Below are 15,488 nucleotides of genomic sequence, written 5' to 3'. Positions count from 1 at the left end.
GGCACACGCGGGGCCGGTAGAGTCGAAGGCATGGTCGTTCGCATCAACCGCGTCTACACGAAGGTCGGCGACAGCGGCACCACAGCGCTCGGCGACGGCTCGCGGATCCCCAAAACCTCGCCCCGCCTGGGCGCCTACGCCGACACCGACGAGGCCAACTCCGTCATCGGGCTGGCCGTCGCGATGGGTTCCCTGAGCGACGAGATCGCCGGCGTGCTGAGGCGCGTGCAGAACGACCTGTTCGACGTCGGCGCCGACCTGTGCCTGCCGATCCAGGAAAATCCCCCGTACGAGCCCCTGCGCATCACCGAGGCGTACGTCGAGCGCGTGGAGGGCTGGTGCGACGAGTTCAACGAGCGGCTGCCGAAGCTCACGTCGTTCATCCTGCCGGGCGGCACGCCGGGCGCGGCTTACCTGCACCAGGCGCGCACGGTCACGCGGCGCGCGGAGCGTTCGGCGTGGGCGCTCGTGGAGGCGGAGCCCGACACGACGAACCCGATCGCCGTGAAATACCTCAACCGGCTGTCCGACCTGCTGTTCATCCTCGGCCGGCTCGCCAACCCGGACGGCGACGTACTGTGGAAGCCGGGCGGCTAGCGGGTCAGCGCATCTCCCGGGCGGTCCAGTACCGCTCGTAGTCGACGTCCCACGTCGAATCGGCCCCGGGCTCGACGTCCTGGGCCGTGGTCATGTCCTCGAGCCGCACGGGCTCGGGCAGCTCGGCCCACCGGCGCTTGCGCTCGGCCTGCTCCCGGGCATCCATGGTCCCAGGATAACCGCAGTTCAGGACGCGTGCGGCAGCATTCGTCCCGGCGGAGCCGACTCCAGCCAGGACAGGAACCCGGTGAGCGCACCGGGCCCCATCGCGATCTCGATCGCTTCCTGCGTGGGCGACTCACACCGCAGGACAGTGGAACCTTCAGGCACCGCGTACGCCTCTGTACCGGACGGGTCCCGCCGGTCGGCGATCTGCATGCTCTCGCGCTGGAACACACGGTCCGGGCCGGACCGGAGGCTCCAGACGCGGTACCAGACGAACTCGTCGCCCTCGTAGCGCCCGAGCCCGAGGTGCCAGCTGGCGCGCGGGTTGTCCGGACGCCACCGCAGCGCGACGCTCACGCCACCGCCGCGGCGCATCCGGATCCACCGCTGGCCGTACCAGGCCGCCAGCACGGCGAGCACGATCAGGAGCCCCAGCACCACGATGGCGATCTTCACGGCCCGGCTCCTGCTCGTCGCTCGATCAGACTGTCTGACCGGCCGCGCGGAGCTGGGCCGTTGCCCTCGTGCGCTCCGCCTCGTCGTCCGCAGTCAGGGCCGCCTTGGCCGCGTCGATGTCGATCTCGTCGGAGAGCTCGGCGCTCTCGGCGAGCACGCTCACCCCGGTGGCGGTCACCGACAGGAACCCACCGTGCACGGCGGCCGTGAGGATCTCGCCGCCAGTCGTGTTCACCTTCACCACGCCACCCTCGACGAGCTGGCCCAGCACCGGCTCGTGGCCGGGCATGATGCCGATCTCGCCCTCGGTGGTCTGCGCCACCACGAAGGTGGCGGTACCCGACCAGAGCCGGCGCTCCACGGCCACCAGCTCCACGGACATCTCAGCCACGTAGCACTCCTTCGCTCGGGGTGTCACCACCGAGTGTAATAGGTCCGGCTTCGGTTACGAGAACGGCGGGGGCGGGTGTCCACAGTGGACCCAGCCCCCGCCGCGCTCAGAGAATCACTTCTTGGTGATTTCCTTGTACTTCTTCTCGAGGTCTTCGAGGCCACCGATACCCAGGAACGCCTGCTCCGGGTAGTGGTCGAAGTCGCCCTTCGCGATGCGGTCGAACGACTCGATCGTCTCCGCCAGCGGCACGGTCGAGCCCGGGATCTGCGTGAACGCCTCGGCGACCAGCATGTTCTGCGACAGGAACCGCTCGATGCGGCGCGCGCGCTGAACGGTGAGCTTGTCCTCTTCCGAGAGCTCGTCCATACCGAGGATCGCGATGATGTCCTGCAGTTCCTTGTACTTCTGCAGGATCCGGATGACCTCGGAAGCCACGCGGTAGTGGTCCTCACCGACGATGGCCGGGTCGAGGATCGTCGACGTCGACGCCAGCGGGTCCACCGCCGGGAAGATGCCCTTCTGGAAGACACCACGCGACAGCTCGGTGGTGGCGTCCAGGTGGGCGAACGTCGCGGCCGGGGCCGGGTCGGTGTAGTCGTCCGCGGGGACGTAGATCGCCTGCATCGAGGTGATCGACCGGCCTCGGGTCGAGGTGATCCGCTCCTGCAGCTGACCCATCTCGTCGGCCAGGGTCGGCTGGTAACCCACGGCCGAAGGCATGCGGCCCAGCAGGGTCGAAACCTCGGAACCGGCCTGGGTGAACCGGAAGATGTTGTCGATGAACAGCAGCACGTCCTGGTTCTGCACGTCGCGGAAGTACTCCGCCATCGTCAGCGCGGACAGGGCGACGCGCATACGCGTGCCCGGCGGCTCGTCCATCTGGCCGAACACGAGGGCGGTGTCGTTGATGACGCCGTCCTCGGACATCTCCAGGAAGAGGTCGTTGCCCTCACGGGTGCGCTCGCCGACGCCGGCGAACACCGAGGTGCCACCGAAGTTCCGGGCGACGCGGGTGATCATCTCCTTGATGAGCACCGTCTTGCCCACGCCGGCACCGCCGAACAGGCCGATCTTGCCACCCTGCACGTACGGGGTGAGCAGGTCGACGACCTTGAGGCCGGTCTCCAGCATCTCCGTCTTGCCCTCGAGCTGGTCGAAGGGCGGCGGGTTGCGGTGGATGCCCCAGCGCTCGAGGTCGTCGCCGTAGCCGGGCTCGTCGAGGCACTCGCCGAGGGCGTTGTAGACGTGGCCCTTGACCTTGTCGCCCACCGGCACGGTGATGGGGCCGCCGGTGTCGGTGACCTCGGCACCGCGGACGAGACCGTCCTGCGGCTGCAGCGAAATCGTGCGGACGAGGTTGTCACCGAGGTGGCTGGCGACCTCGAGGGTCACGGTCTTGCGCAGCTGCTCGAACTCGATCTCGACCTTGAGCGCGTTGTACTGGTCGGGAACGTAACCACGCGGGAACTCGACGTCGACGACCGGACCGGTCACCGACACGATGCGCCCCTTGGCGCGCGGGGTTTCAGTACTGGTCATCAATCATCACTTCCTGCTGCGGTGAGCGCGTTCGCGCCACCGACGATTTCGGAGATCTCCTGGGTGATCTGCGCCTGGCGGGCCTGGTTCATTTCCCGCGTCAGGTTGCCCACCAGGTCGTTCGCATTGTCCGACGCGGCCTTCATCGCGGTGCGGCGGGCTGCCAGTTCGGACGCCGCCGACTCCAGCAGCGCCGAGTACAGGCGCGTGTTGATGTACTTCGGCAGCAGCGCACCCAGCAGCTTGTCGGCGCTCGGCTCGAACTCGTAGCTGGGGAGCAGCTCGCCCGCGGGCTTCTGCTCCTCACCCTCGGTGTACTCGACCTCGAGCGGGGCGACCCGCTTGGCGATCGGGCGCTGCGTCAGCATCGAGACGAACTCGGTGTAGACGACGTGGATCTCGTCGACCCCGGCGAGCGCGCCGGGCGCACCCGCGTCGGTGCCGGAGAGGAACGACTCCACCAGCGTCTCCGCCGCCGCGGCCGCGTCGGTGTACGCCGGCTGGTCGGAGAAGCCCGTCCAGCTGTCGACGACCTCGCGGCCCCGGAACCGGTAGTAGTTCAGGCCCTTGTTGCCGGTGACGTAGACCTCGGGCTCCTTGCCCTCCTCACGGAGCAGGGCGAGGAGTTCCTCGGTCGCCTTCAGCACGTTGGTGTTGTACCCACCGCACTGGCCCTTGTCGCTGGTGACGACGAGGACCGCGGCCCGCTTCGGGTTGGGGCGCTCGACCAGGAGCGGGTGGTCGAGGTTCGCCGCCGCACCGGCCAGCGCCGAGAGCACCTTGGTGATCTCGTCCGCGTACGGCCGGGAAGCGGCGACCTTCGCACGCGCCTTGGTGATACGCGCGGTGGCGATGAGCTCCATCGCCTTCGTGATCTTGCCGATCGACTTGGTCGCCTTGATGCGCGACCGAAGTTCCCGGAGTTGAGCGGCCATGAGCTATCAGCTCACTTCTTCGGGGCGGGCTTGTTGACCTTGACGGTCTCCTGCCCGACCTTGTCGGCGTCCATCGCGTCGGCGGTCGACTCGAGGGGCTTGCCCTCGGAGGTCGTGAACTCCTTCTTGAACTCGTTCACCGCGTTCACGAGCGCGTCGCGCGTGGCGTCCTCGAACTTGCCGCTGTCGCGGATCGCGCCGAGGACCTCGGTGTGCTTGCGGCGGGCCGAGTCGAGGAACTCGTGGTTGAAGCGGCGCACGTCCTCGGTCGGGACCGAGTCGTAGTGGCCGTTGGTGCCCAGCCACACCGTGCAGACCTGCTCCTCGACCGGGATCGGCGAGTACTGCGGCTGCTTGAGCACCTCGTACAGGCGCGCGCCACGCTCGAGCTGCGCCTTCGACGCGTCGTCGAGGTCCGAGGCGAAGGCGGCGAACGACTCCAGCTCGCGGTACTGCGACAGGTCGATGCGGAGCGAGCCGGAGACCGACTTCATCGCCTTGACCTGCGCGGCACCACCCACGCGGGACACCGAGATGCCCACGTCGATGGCCGGGCGCTGGCCGGCGTTGAACAGGTCCGACTGGAAGAAGCACTGACCGTCGGTGATCGAGATGACGTTCGTCGGGATGTAGGCCGACACGTCGTTGGCCTTCGTCTCGATGATCGGCAGGCCGGTCAGCGAGCCGGCACCCAGCTCGTCCGACAGCTTGGCGCACCGCTCGAGGAGACGGGAGTGCAAGTAGAAGACGTCGCCGGGGAACGCCTCGCGGCCCGGCGGGCGGCGCAGCAGCAGCGAGATCGCGCGGTAGGCGTCGGCCTGCTTGGTCAGGTCGTCGAACACGATCAGAACGTGCTTGCCCTCGTACATCCAGTGCTGGCCGATGGCCGAGCCGGTGTAGGGGGCGATCCACTTGAAGCCGGCCGAGTCGGAAGCCGGGGCGGCGACGATGGTCGTGTACTCCATCGCGCCCGCGTCCTCGAGCGACTTCTTGACCGACGCGATCGTGGAGCCCTTCTGGCCGATCGCGACGTAGATGCAGCGGACCTGCTTCTTCGGGTCGCCGGTCTCCCAGTTGGCCTTCTGGTTGATGATCGTGTCCACGGCGACGGCGGTCTTGCCCGTCTTGCGGTCACCGATGATCAGCTGGCGCTGGCCACGGCCGATCGGCGTCATCGCGTCGATGGCGGTGATGCCGGTCTGCAGCGGCTCGGACACCGGCTGGCGCTCGACCACCGAGGCGGCCTTGAGCTCCAGCGGACGCCGGGTCGTGGTCTCGATCTCGCCGAGCCCGTCGATGGCCGCGCCCAGCGGGTCGACGACCCGGCCGAGGTAGCCGTCGCCGACCGGCACGGACAGGACCTGACCGGTCCGCTTGACCTGCTGGCCCTCTTCGATCGTCTCGAAGTCGCCGAGGATGGCCGCACCGATCGAACGGGCGTCCAGGTTCAGCGCCACACCGAGGACGCCGCCCGGGAACTCGAGCAGCTCGTTGGCCATGGCCGAGGGGAGGCCCTCGACGTGGGCGATACCGTCACCGGCGTCGGCGACCACGCCGACCTCTTCCCGGTTCACATCCGGGGCGTAACTCGAGACGTAGTTCTCGATCGCACTGCGGATCTCGTCCGAGGAGATCGTCAGCTCCGCCATTTCGTTCCCGCTCTCGCTTCTGTTCTGTCCAGTGTGCAAAGTCTGTGGTGCGGGCGCACCCGTCAGGCGCGGCTCAGCCTGCGGCGCACCGCCGCCAGCTGGCCGGCCGTGCTGCCGTCGATGACCTCGTCGCCGACGCGGACGACGAGCCCGCCGCCCAGCCGGGGGTCCACCTCGACGTGCAGCGCGAGGGGCCGCCCGTAGATGCCGTTGAGCTTCGACCCGAGCTGGGCCTGCTGCTCGTCGGTGAGAGCGTTGGCGCTGGTCACGTATGCGACCGAACGCTCACGCCGTTCCGCGGCCAGCGCGACCAGCTTGTCGAGCCCGTTGCCGACCCCGCGCCCCTTGGCGCGGCGCACGACCTGCTCGACGAGGGTCTCGGTGACCACGTCGACCTTGTCCGCGAACAGCCCGCGGACCAGGGTCCGCTTGGCGTCGGCGGGAGCGGCCAGGTCGGACAGCGCGGCCTCGAGCTCCGAGGAGCCCGAGACGATCCGTGCGACCTGGAACAGCTGGGACTCGACGGTCTCGACGTTCCCGGTCTTCTCGGCGGAGGTGAGCAGCGCCGAGCGGCCGAGGGACTCGATCCCGTCCACCAGCTCACGAGGGCTTGACCAGCGGCTGCCCGCCACGGCGTCGAGCACCTTCAGGGCCGGTTCGCTCAGCTTTCCGTCGAACAGCCGGCGGACGAGGCCCTGGCGGCTCTCCGGGCTGGCCGAAGCGTCGCTGACCGACCGGCGCAGGCCGATTTCGCGGTCAAGGAGGTCGACGACCGAGAGCAGCTCGTCCCCGGCCGTCGCGGGGTCGGTACCCGCGTCGGCCAGAACCTCGCCGAGACGGGTCTCGGCGAGGTCGAGCGCTTCACGGCTCGCAGCATGCAGCGTCATCTCTGGTTACTTCCCCGCTCCATTGGTGGCCGACGCGGTCTCGAGCTCCGTCAGGAACCGGTCGACGGTGCCGCGGCGGCGCGCCTCGTCTTCGAGCGACTCGCCGACAATGCGGCTCGCCAACTCCACCGCGTTGCGGCCCATGTCGGCCCGCAGCTCGGCGATGATCTGCGCCCGCTGGGCCTGCAGCTGGGCCTGCCCCTGCGCGACGATCCGCTGGGACTCGGACTCGGCCTCGGCCCGCAGCTCCGCCTTGATCTGCTCGGCTTCGAGCCGGGCGTCGTCGCGAATCTTCGCGGCCTCGGACCGGGCCTCAGCCAGCTGGGCCTTGTACTCGGCCAGCGCGTTTTCGGCCTCGGCCTGGGCCTTCTCGGCCTTCTCGATGCCGCCTTCGATCTTCTGCGCCCGTTCCTCGTACGCAGTCTCGAAACGCGGGACGACGTACTTCTTCAGGATGAACAGCAGGATCAGGAAGGCGACGATGCCGAGGATCAGCTCCGGGATGTCCGGAATGATCGGGTTGGTGTGCTCTTCGGCCGCCAACACCAAGTCACTCTTCAGCACGACGTCTCCTTAGTGATGAGAGATGAGCGGTTCGCTCAGGAGGCGATGAAGAAGATGACGATACCGATCAGGGCGAGCACCTCGGTGAGCACGAAGGTCGAGAAGCCGATGCCCTGCAGCTTGCCCTGGGCCTCCGGCTGACGCGCGGTGCCGTTGATGACCGCGGCGAAGATCAGGCCGATGCCGATACCCGGGCCGATCGCGCCCAGGCCGTAGCCGATGGCGGCGAGGCCGGGGTTGATGTTGGTCGCGGCGTCGGCGGCCTGGGCGAGAACGATGTTGGCGCTCACTTGCGTTTCCCTTCACTTCGGTCCGCGCACTCGCGCGGATCGGGGGCTTGTGTGTTTCTCAGTGCTCCGACGCCAGCGCGGCGCCGATGTACCCGGCTGACAGCAGGGCGAAGATGTAGGCCTGCAGGACCTGGATGAAGGCCTCGAGGAAAGTCATCAGGATCGCCAGGACCCAGCCGAGGATCGACACCGGCTTGAGAGCCCAGCCCGTGGTCTCCGTGAGCAGGAAGGTGCCGCCCAGGGTGAACACGATGATGATCAGGTGGCCGGCGAACATCGCGGCGAAAACACGGATGGCCAGCGTGATCGGGGTGATGAAGAACTTCTGCATGAACTCGATCAGGCTGTACAGCGGAAGCACGAACTTCGGAATCCCCGCCGGCGTCAGCTGGTTCTTCAGGTACCCGCCCAGGCCGTACTTCTTGATGCCCACGTAGTGGTACACCGGGTAGACCACCAGAAGCGACATGGCCAGCGGGAAGCCGATCCGCGCCATGGTCGGGAACTGGAAGAAGGGAATGATCCCGAAGAGGTTGTTCACCAAGATAAAGGTGAACAACGCGAGAACCAGCGGGATGAACGGCTTGAACTCTTTCGAGCCGATCTGCTGCCGCGTGATGTTGTTGCGGCTGAAGTCATAGACGGACTCTGCGATGAACTGTCCCTTGGTGGGCACGATCTTCAGCTTGCGCGAAGCCACCAAGAAGTAGCCGGCGACGATGATCAAAGCGATGATCACCAGCAGCTTCGGCTTGTTCAAGCCCCACTCGCCAGACCCCAAAAACGGCGGCAGCTCGAAGGCATCAGTACCAGGGGGCGTGAAAACAGCACCCTCGGTCAGTACCAGCGCGATCACTGCGCTCCTCCCGGTTCTCCCGGCCGGCGTTCACTCCGCCGGGGGAATCGTCACGATCTGGACTTAACGTACCCGATACGCACGAGCACGCCGGAGGCGGCCAGCCCCACCGCGCAGTGAATGATTCTCATGCCCTGCACAGAGGTTGGCTCGCAAGAGCACTGCCCTGCAATCCACTTCGGACCAGCGGCTGAGGGGCGGAACCATCGGGTCGCCACACTGCTGGTCGCGGTTCGTTTGAGGGAGTGCGCGGGCGAGGCCGCCACCCTTGAAGCGGACCCTACCAGCAGGTCAATCGGTGCCGTACACGCGTACTTCATACCAACCGATCAGCTCAGGACTTAGGTCCCGAGTCCATCCAGGACCCAAGTCCGGGACGCGCGCGACCGGTTTCGCAACACCACAGGTGAGCGCCTCGGCGAGGTGAGCCACCCACCCGAAAGTCGGCTGGTGTGTTTCAGGTCACACACGGATGCCGCAGCGCGCTCTCACTGTCGGTAGCCGAGGGTGCCGGGTTCGCGTCAGGACGGGATGATCGTCGGGATCTTCGTCTTGCGGAAGGCCACGAACTCGGCCGCGGCGGACACCATGATCGCCACGATCATCGTGATGCCGAGCGACAGCGGGTGCAGCTCGGTCACACCCTTGAGCAGCTTGAGCGCGATGAACAGCACCACGACCTTGATCACGTACCCACCGAGCGCGATCACCATGACGAACATGGGGTCCTGGCCCGCACTGAAGCGCATGAGCCCGAGCGTCGACAGGGCCGCCAAGATCGCGAGCACCGCGCCGACCAGTGAGCCGAGGAAGCCGTGCAGTCCGTAGACGATGCTGAAGACGGCAATGCACACAACCACCGCCGGCAGCGTGACCAGCAGCGAAGCCTTCGTCATCGCGCGAGCAGCCTGCAGCACCACCTTGGCGTGCGGGTTCTCCGTCGCATCGGTCGAGGTTTCGGTTTCGCTCACAGTTGGGCTCCCTACTCGGTTCGGCATCGAGTGTAGAGAACCTGGTGACCTGGTCTCCTGACCCCCGGCCTGCGGCCAGCAGCACAAGCGGCTGCCCCGGGTCCACGCCAGCGCGAACGCGGGGCGGCCGAATTCATTTCCGCGACGGAATGGTCGGTCGCGGAAATGGACAAGAATGACCCGCGAGACAACTGCCGCGGCACATTCATCGGAAACGGTTCACGCAGCCCGGGGACGGCAGGGATTGGTGCACGCCAGCGCGATCCCGCCGAGACTGGTCGCGGTCACGATGCCGACCGAAACCGTCCGATGGGGACTGACTTGGCCGAACGCGTTGCGGGCTGGGAAAAGCGGGCCGAGAACCCGCACCGAGCGGCCGTCGCTCGGGCCATGCCGGCGGCACCGAGTCCGACCACTTCAGCGCGAGCGACTCGCGTGCCCGATCGAGGACGCCTGGTCCACAGCACCGTTTTTCGTGATTCGGCCGGACTCGCCCCCGTCGACTCGGCAGCGACGCCAGCCCCGGGAAAGGTCGCCATCATCGAACCCTCAGCCGACAGGACCACCGCGATTTGGCGCATTTTCACCTCACTTCCTCGCCCCACCGGACATTCACAAGGAGGTGACGGAGATGTCGAGAGGAGGTGAACCGGAATTCGCGAACACTCAGCCCGCGGAACGGCGCCGTGCCCTCAACCGCGGCACCAACGACACCAGCACGGCCACCACCAGACCCGCCCCGATGACCCAGAACACGGCCGTGTCGTCGAAGAGCGTCACGGACACCGCGCCGAAGGCCAGGATGCCGGCCCACAAGTAGATGAGCAGGACGGCGCGGCGCTGGGAGTGGCCGATCTCGAGCAGGCGGTGGTGGAGGTGCATCTTGTCGGCCGCGAAGGGGCTTTCGCCGCGGCGGGTGCGGCGGATGACGGCCATCACGAGGTCCAGGACGGGCACGAAGAGCACCGCCACGACCACGACCAAGGGCGACAGCAGGGCGAGCGCGTCGGAAGCCGAGAAGCGCGTGTAGCTGACGCGGCCGCTCGCGGACGTGGTCGCGCCGGCGAGCACGAGGCCGATCATCATGGAGCCGGAGTCGCCCATGAATATCTTGGCGGGTTGGAAGTTGTAGGGCAGGAAGCCCAGACACGCGCCCGCCAGCGTCGCCGCGATGAGGGCCGGCGGGTAGGTGCCGAAGTCGCCGCCGGTGCTGTCGAGCAGGCCCAGCGAGAACGCACACGTGGCCGTCGCGGCGATGAAGCCGAGGCCGCCCGCGAGGCCGTCGAGGCCGTCGACGAAGTTCATCGCGTTGACCATCACCACGACCATCACCACGGTCAGCAGCGCGCCCTGGTTCTTGTCCAGCACGAGCACCGAACCGAACGAGTCGCCGGTGCCGCCCCACGGCACCCAGAACGACACCCACTGCACGCCGAAGAGCACGAGGATCCCGGCGCACATGACCTGGCCGGCGAGCTTCGTCCACGCGTCGAGCTCGAACCGGTCGTCCAGCGCGCCGATGAGCGAGATGACGCCGGCCGCCAGGAGCACGCCCACGGAGTCCAGCGAAGCGTCGAAGCCGTGGCTCAGCGCGGGCAGCTGGTGCGCCAGGCCCATCGCCGCGGCCACGCCCAGGTAGATGCCGACGCCGCCCATGCGAGGGATCGGCGTCACGTGGACGTCGCGGGCGCGCGGGTTGGCGATCGCGCCGATGCGGATCGCGACGCGGCGGACCACGCCGGTGAGCAGATAGGTCACCGCCGTCGCGGTCAACGCGACGAGGAGGTACTCCCGGATGGGGAGAAGTCCTTGCACAGGGGGCATGACCGCGTCACGCCTGCCGGGGGGTCCGAGTCACCGCGTCACGCTACCGCGACCGGATGTGACGCGGTTTGGCGGAGCCTCCCCTGTGGACCGCTCAGGCGAGCGACTCGGCGGGCACGCCCATGACCTCGGCGATCGCCGCGCGCGTGACCGCGCCTTCGCGCAGCACCACCGGATTCTCGCCCGTGAGGTCCACGATCGACGACGCCACGGCCTCGCCGCTCGAACCGCCGTCGAGGTACACCGACACCGAGTCGCCCAGCTGGTCCTGCGCCTCGGCCGCGGTGGACGCGGGCGGGCGGCCGGAGACGTTGGCGCTCGACACGGCCATCGGGCCGACGTCGCGCAGCAGCTCCAGCGCCACCGGGTGCAGCGGCATCCGCAGCATCACGGTGCCGCGCGACTGCCCGAGGTCCCACTGCAGGCTCGGCGCGTGCGGGAGCACGATCGACAGGTCGCCCGGCCAGAACGCCTCCACGAGCGCCCGCGCCTGCGGCGGCAGGCCGAGCACAAGACCGTCCACTGTGGACCACGAACCGACGAGCACGCCCACGGGCATGTCCGGGCCGCGGTTCTTCGCGCGCAGCAACGCCTGCACGGCGCCCGCGTCGAAGGCGTCGGCACCGATGCCGTAGACGGTGTCGGTCGGCAGGACCACCAACCGGCTCGACCTCACCGCTGACGCCGCGGCGGCCAGCCCTTCGGCCCGGGACTCGCGCTTGCTGCAGTCGTACACCGCACTCATGCCGCGAAGCCTAGCCCTCGTCCCCGGCACCTGAATGCGGTGGTCAGGTGCCGGGGACGCCGGGTCAGAACCCGATGGCCGTGCAGGTGGTGGTGCTCGTCTTCGCCGGATCGCTCACCGACGTGGCGGTGAGCTTGACCCGCGCCGTGTACGGCGCGCCCGGTGTCCGTTTCGCGTAGGCGGCGATCTGGGCGGTCTGCCCGAACTTCGCCGTCGCCAGCTCGTTGGGCAGCCGGACCTCCCAGCCCTTCGCGTCGGTGCTCGCGCTCAGCCGGTAGGTGTCGCTGTCGTACGGCGCCTTCGCCCCGCGCGCGGAACCGGTGTTGAGCAGCCGGAAGTCGCACGTGGCGAGCCCGCCCTTGGTGAACGCGGGCAACGCCGGCCACAGGTGCGCACCGCGCGCCTGCGGTCCCGCACCGTCGAGCGAGGCGACGGTGACCGTGTACGACAAGACACCGCCGCGGTCACGCGCGAGGTCGGTGACCAGGAAGTGCAGCCGGTTGGCCTCGTCGGTGTACTCGTACGCGCCCGAGGAGCCCGTGCCGGCCTTGAACGCCGCGTCGTTGAGCTGCCGGTAGTCGCCGACGGTGATCTTCACCGGCGTGCCGTCCGGCTTCACGTAGTCGGTGAGGCCGATGTCCTGCGGGTTCGCGTCGACGATCCACTCGAACGGCGCCGCGTCCTTGTTCTTGGTCTTGGCCAGCAGCACGCCGGAGTCGGGCGCGAAGGAGTCCGAACCCATCCGGTCGACGACCTCGAGTGTGTAGTTGTCGTAACCGCCGCCGTCGCACAGCGGGTCGGTGTTGCGATCGCACTTCGGGGACTTGTCGCCGCCCGGCAGCGCGATGTTCAGCCCCGTGTACGCGCCCGGTTCCGGCGCCGCCTCCCGCGCGGTGATCCGCGCCGTCACGGGACCGGTTTTCGCGAGCTGGTCGCGGTCGAGCTGCAGCACGTCGGCGGGGTCGACGATGCCGAGCTTGAGCTTGTTGCGCAGCATGTGGTGCGCGCCCATCGAGCCGCCCTCGGTGGCCGGGATCTGCCAGCGCGTGTGCGGGCCGCCGGGACCGTTGAAGCTGCCGCGCGAAAGCATCTCCCACGGGCCGGTGTACGCGCGCTGCGGCGGGACGCCGAACGGGTTGTTGTAGTTGTCGCCGATGCCCAGGATGTGGCTGAACTCGTGGGCGTAGGTGCCCTGGCCGGACGATTCGGCCTGCGTCGAGGAGCCGTTCTGCGCGTTGGGCCAGATGCTCGACGCCGACGCCCACGACGTCCACGGGACGTAGCGGGTGTCGGCCCAGTTGGGCAGGTTCTCGTCGCCGGGCGGGCCGAACTCGTCCGGCACGGCGTCCTGGCTGCCGAACTTCATCTCGCCGAACTCCTGCCACGTCGAGCTCTCGTCCTGGCCCGCGGAGAGGAAGAAGACGAAGTCGAACTGGTCGGCCAGTGCGCCGACGTCGGCCTTCCACGCGGCGCGCGCGTCGGTGCGCAGGTCGCGGTCGCACGTCGAGCCCTGTGGGCACGCGTTGTCCTGGAACTCCATGCCGTACTCGAAGGACTTGCCCGGCATGCGGTAGGGCCCGAACGCGGTGAGGTCCACGCCGAAGCGGCCGCCGGAGTCCTCCATCCAGTACTCGTTGATGGTGTGGCCGTGGTTGAGGGTTTCCGGCTTGTTGAGGAAGTCCTGGTAGTACTGCGCCACGTTCTCGCGCGCGAGATTGCTGGCCGACGGACCGGGGTTGCCGAAGACGGTCGAGTGCGGCGCCTTCGTGACCACGAAGTCCTCGTCCGGGTAGTCCGCGAGCACCACGGCGCCCTTGAACGTGCGCTCGGTGGGCTTGAGCGACGGGTCGGCCCAGTTCGTGCCGGGGACCTTGCGGTAGTCGTTCCACGTCATGGCCGCTTGGTCGGCCCAGTGCGCGGAGTCCAGCGGCGCGGGCCAGCCGCGGGTGAACGTGTCGGCGTTCGCCGTGCCGGCGGTCAGCCCGGGCAGCAAGGCGACGGCCGCGACGACCGCGGCCACCTTCGAGACACGCCTTGTCGTGCGCCGGACAGGGATCCAGGAGGGTCTCATCCACACTCCCCTTCACGATCGGGCCGCCCCGGGGCGGGCGAGCCCGAAGATCGACGGTATTCAGTCGACCGCGGATCGTTAGGGTTGCGAACGAAATCCGCCCCATTGCCTCACGACGAAAGTCGGACAGAGGTGGCGTACCGGCCGAACCTGTCGTTCGAACGGCAGACGGGACGAGCCGGGCGCGGGTTCGAGATGGCCGCTCCAGCTCGGTTCAGCCGGCGGTGCTTGGGCTCTCCACCGCGTCGACCCGGCGGCGGAGCAGGCAGAACTCGTTGCCCTCCGGATCGGCCAGCACGTGCCAGGACTCCTCGCCGGTCTGCCCGACGTCGGCCGGGCGCGCGCCCGCGGCGAGGAGGCGCTCGAGCTCGGCGTCCTGGTCGCGGTCGGTCGGGTTGACGTCGAGGTGCAGCGGCAGTTTGCCGCGCTTGGGCTCATCGCTGCGGCTGAGCACGAGGGTCGGCAGCGGCCCGCCGAAGCCGCCGGACGGGCCGATCTCCAGGTCGTCGCCCTCCCAGCCGAGCTCGACGTAGCCGAGGACCTCGCACCAGAAGTCCCCCAGACGCTGGGGGTCGGCGCAGTCGATGACGAGTTCGGTGATCCGGCAGGCCATGGTCCGAGACTAGGCGAGCGGTCCAGCCGTTTCAGCCCAGCCGGCGAGCCGTCACGTACCGGGCCCGGCCCGTGAAGTCGGGGTGGTCCTCGACCGCGGTGAGCACGCGGCGCGCCCGCACGAGCGCCGGCACGGCCGACCCGTGGGTGTCGTCGTGCTCGATCGCCAGGCCACCGCCGGGACGCAGCAGACGGGCACCCGCCGCGATGGCGTGGCGGATCACCGCCAGGCCGCTCTCCTCGGCGAACACCGCGCGCGCCGGGTCGTGCTCGGCGACCTCCGGGGGCACGGGCGTGCCTTCAGGGACGTACGGCGGGTTGCAGAGCACCAGGTCGACGAGGCCGTCGAGCTCGGCGAACATCGTCGGGTCGGCGATGTCGCCCGAGTAGAGGCGAACGGGGGTGTCGCCGGCGTCGGAGTGCACGTCGGCGTTGTGCCGGGCCCACGCGAGCGCCTGGGGGTCGACGTCCACGGCGTACACGACGGCGTCCGGCCGCTCGTGCGCCAGCGCCAGGGCCAGCGCGGCGGACCCCGTGCACAGGTCGACGACCACGGGGAACTCGCGTCCGTGGAGGAACTTCAGGCCCCAGTCCAGCAGCAGCTCGGTCTCCGGGCGCGGCACGAACACGCCGGGGCCCACGTTCACCGTGATGTTGCCCAGCGCGGCCCACCCGGTGAGGTACTGCAGCGGGATCCGCTTCGCGCGCTGCGCCACGAGCTGCCCGATCGCCTCGATCACGGGTGGATCGACCAGCGGCACCATCGGCAGCCGCCCGCGATCGACCCCGAGCACGTGCGCGGCGATCAGGTCCGCGTCCGTCCGCGGCGACTCCACGCCCGCCTCGGTGAGGATGCGGGTGGCCTCCATGATGGCCAGGCGCAGCGGCTGCCGATTCACAAGTTTTCCCTCACGTCGAAAATCCTCCGCCCAG

At 68.7% G+C, this 15,488-nt stretch carries 17 protein-coding genes; 1 reads left to right on the top strand and 16 read right to left on the bottom strand.

Annotated elements, in window-relative coordinates; translation table 11 throughout:
• The first annotated feature begins 30 nt into the window (after nucleotides 1-30).
• Complete coding sequence (locus ABZU76_RS46740; RefSeq protein WP_354883441.1) at nucleotides 31-597, top strand: cob(I)yrinic acid a,c-diamide adenosyltransferase; 567 nt, start codon at nucleotides 31-33, stop codon at nucleotides 595-597.
• 4 nt (nucleotides 598-601) lie between these two features.
• Here the strand turns inward: ABZU76_RS46740 and ABZU76_RS46735 are convergent, their stop codons facing one another.
• The 16 genes from ABZU76_RS46735 to prmC form a co-directional block, all read right to left on the bottom strand.
• A complete protein-coding gene (locus ABZU76_RS46735) occupies nucleotides 602-763 on the bottom strand; it encodes a hypothetical protein (protein ID WP_354883438.1) in 162 nt (53 codons plus the stop codon).
• A gap of 20 nt (nucleotides 764-783) precedes the next feature.
• Nucleotides 784-1,218 carry a DUF2550 domain-containing protein gene (locus ABZU76_RS46730; protein WP_220243810.1) on the bottom strand — a complete coding sequence of 145 codons (435 nt, stop codon included), beginning with the start codon at nucleotides 1,216-1,218 and terminating at the stop codon, nucleotides 784-786.
• A 25-nt stretch (nucleotides 1,219-1,243) separates the two neighbouring features.
• Entirely contained in the window at nucleotides 1,244-1,609 is a 366-nt protein-coding gene (locus ABZU76_RS46725) for a F0F1 ATP synthase subunit epsilon (RefSeq protein ID WP_220243811.1), read from the bottom strand.
• A gap of 114 nt (nucleotides 1,610-1,723) precedes the next feature.
• Nucleotides 1,724-3,151 (bottom strand): F0F1 ATP synthase subunit beta, encoded by a 1,428-nt coding sequence (atpD, locus tag ABZU76_RS46720; RefSeq protein ID WP_354883434.1) that lies wholly within the window; start codon nucleotides 3,149-3,151, stop codon nucleotides 1,724-1,726.
• Nucleotides 3,151-4,086, bottom strand: coding sequence for a F0F1 ATP synthase subunit gamma (locus ABZU76_RS46715; RefSeq protein ID WP_354883431.1), 936 nt, complete (start codon nucleotides 4,084-4,086; stop codon nucleotides 3,151-3,153). The genes atpD and ABZU76_RS46715 overlap by 1 nt, the downstream gene beginning before the upstream one ends.
• A gap of 11 nt (nucleotides 4,087-4,097) precedes the next feature.
• Nucleotides 4,098-5,735: a F0F1 ATP synthase subunit alpha gene (gene atpA / locus ABZU76_RS46710; RefSeq protein WP_354883429.1), complete on the bottom strand. Its 1,638-nt coding sequence runs from the start codon at nucleotides 5,733-5,735 to the stop codon at nucleotides 4,098-4,100.
• Between the two features lie 62 nt (nucleotides 5,736-5,797).
• On the bottom strand, nucleotides 5,798-6,622 hold the full coding sequence (locus tag ABZU76_RS46705) for a F0F1 ATP synthase subunit delta (RefSeq protein ID WP_354883426.1): 825 nt from the start codon (nucleotides 6,620-6,622) through the stop codon (nucleotides 5,798-5,800).
• Between the two features lie 6 nt (nucleotides 6,623-6,628).
• Complete coding sequence (locus ABZU76_RS46700) at nucleotides 6,629-7,186, bottom strand: F0F1 ATP synthase subunit B (protein WP_220243816.1); 558 nt, start codon at nucleotides 7,184-7,186, stop codon at nucleotides 6,629-6,631.
• Nucleotides 7,187-7,221: 35 nt separating this feature from the next.
• Complete coding sequence (locus tag ABZU76_RS46695) at nucleotides 7,222-7,476, bottom strand: ATP F0F1 synthase subunit C (protein WP_304504310.1); 255 nt, start codon at nucleotides 7,474-7,476, stop codon at nucleotides 7,222-7,224.
• A gap of 58 nt (nucleotides 7,477-7,534) precedes the next feature.
• Complete coding sequence (atpB, locus tag ABZU76_RS46690; RefSeq protein WP_354883422.1) at nucleotides 7,535-8,332, bottom strand: F0F1 ATP synthase subunit A; 798 nt, start codon at nucleotides 8,330-8,332, stop codon at nucleotides 7,535-7,537.
• Between the two features lie 521 nt (nucleotides 8,333-8,853).
• Complete coding sequence (locus tag ABZU76_RS46685) at nucleotides 8,854-9,303, bottom strand: hypothetical protein (protein WP_354883419.1); 450 nt, start codon at nucleotides 9,301-9,303, stop codon at nucleotides 8,854-8,856.
• Nucleotides 9,304-9,969: 666 nt separating this feature from the next.
• Nucleotides 9,970-11,127, bottom strand: coding sequence for an MraY family glycosyltransferase (locus ABZU76_RS46680; RefSeq protein ID WP_220243819.1), 1,158 nt, complete (start codon nucleotides 11,125-11,127; stop codon nucleotides 9,970-9,972).
• A 94-nt stretch (nucleotides 11,128-11,221) separates the two neighbouring features.
• Nucleotides 11,222-11,872, bottom strand: a complete 651-nt coding sequence (locus ABZU76_RS46675) for an L-threonylcarbamoyladenylate synthase (protein ID WP_354883417.1) — start codon at nucleotides 11,870-11,872, stop codon at nucleotides 11,222-11,224.
• A gap of 64 nt (nucleotides 11,873-11,936) precedes the next feature.
• Nucleotides 11,937-13,943, bottom strand: coding sequence for a M6 family metalloprotease domain-containing protein (locus ABZU76_RS46670; RefSeq protein WP_354883414.1), 2,007 nt, complete (start codon nucleotides 13,941-13,943; stop codon nucleotides 11,937-11,939).
• A 214-nt stretch (nucleotides 13,944-14,157) separates the two neighbouring features.
• Nucleotides 14,158-14,556, bottom strand: a complete 399-nt coding sequence (locus ABZU76_RS46665) for a VOC family protein (RefSeq protein ID WP_354883411.1) — start codon at nucleotides 14,554-14,556, stop codon at nucleotides 14,158-14,160.
• A 31-nt stretch (nucleotides 14,557-14,587) separates the two neighbouring features.
• Nucleotides 14,588-15,454 carry a peptide chain release factor N(5)-glutamine methyltransferase gene (gene prmC / locus ABZU76_RS46660; RefSeq protein WP_220243823.1) on the bottom strand — a complete coding sequence of 289 codons (867 nt, stop codon included), beginning with the start codon at nucleotides 15,452-15,454 and terminating at the stop codon, nucleotides 14,588-14,590.
• Nucleotides 15,455-15,488 lie beyond the last annotated feature (34 nt).

Origin of the sequence: Amycolatopsis sp. NPDC005232, from assembly GCF_040607795.1 — a bacterium.
Lineage (GTDB): Bacteria > Actinomycetota > Actinomycetes > Mycobacteriales > Pseudonocardiaceae > Amycolatopsis.
The sequence above is the reverse complement of the archived record's forward strand: the minus strand, read 5'-3'. Positions and strand labels throughout refer to the sequence as shown.

What these genes read in the sequence shown, in the direction of transcription:
- atpA (WP_354883429.1), bottom strand. Translation starts at nt 5,735, where the DNA reads ATGGCGGAGCTGACGATCTCCTCGGACGAGATCCGCAGTGCGATCGAG.
- ABZU76_RS46670 (WP_354883414.1), bottom strand. Translation starts at nt 13,943, where the DNA reads ATGAGACCCTCCTGGATCCCTGTCCGGCGCACGACAAGGCGTGTCTCG.
- ABZU76_RS46735 (WP_354883438.1), bottom strand. Translation starts at nt 763, where the DNA reads ATGGATGCCCGGGAGCAGGCCGAGCGCAAGCGCCGGTGGGCCGAGCTG.
- atpD (WP_354883434.1), bottom strand. Translation starts at nt 3,151, where the DNA reads ATGACCAGTACTGAAACCCCGCGCGCCAAGGGGCGCATCGTGTCGGTG.
- ABZU76_RS46705 (WP_354883426.1), bottom strand. Translation starts at nt 6,622, where the DNA reads ATGACGCTGCATGCTGCGAGCCGTGAAGCGCTCGACCTCGCCGAGACC.
- ABZU76_RS46675 (WP_354883417.1), bottom strand. Translation starts at nt 11,872, where the DNA reads ATGAGTGCGGTGTACGACTGCAGCAAGCGCGAGTCCCGGGCCGAAGGG.
- ABZU76_RS46665 (WP_354883411.1), bottom strand. Translation starts at nt 14,556, where the DNA reads ATGGCCTGCCGGATCACCGAACTCGTCATCGACTGCGCCGACCCCCAG.
- ABZU76_RS46680 (WP_220243819.1), bottom strand. Translation starts at nt 11,127, where the DNA reads ATGCCCCCTGTGCAAGGACTTCTCCCCATCCGGGAGTACCTCCTCGTC.
- ABZU76_RS46715 (WP_354883431.1), bottom strand. Translation starts at nt 4,086, where the DNA reads ATGGCCGCTCAACTCCGGGAACTTCGGTCGCGCATCAAGGCGACCAAG.
- ABZU76_RS46740 (WP_354883441.1), top strand. Translation starts at nt 31, where the DNA reads ATGGTCGTTCGCATCAACCGCGTCTACACGAAGGTCGGCGACAGCGGC.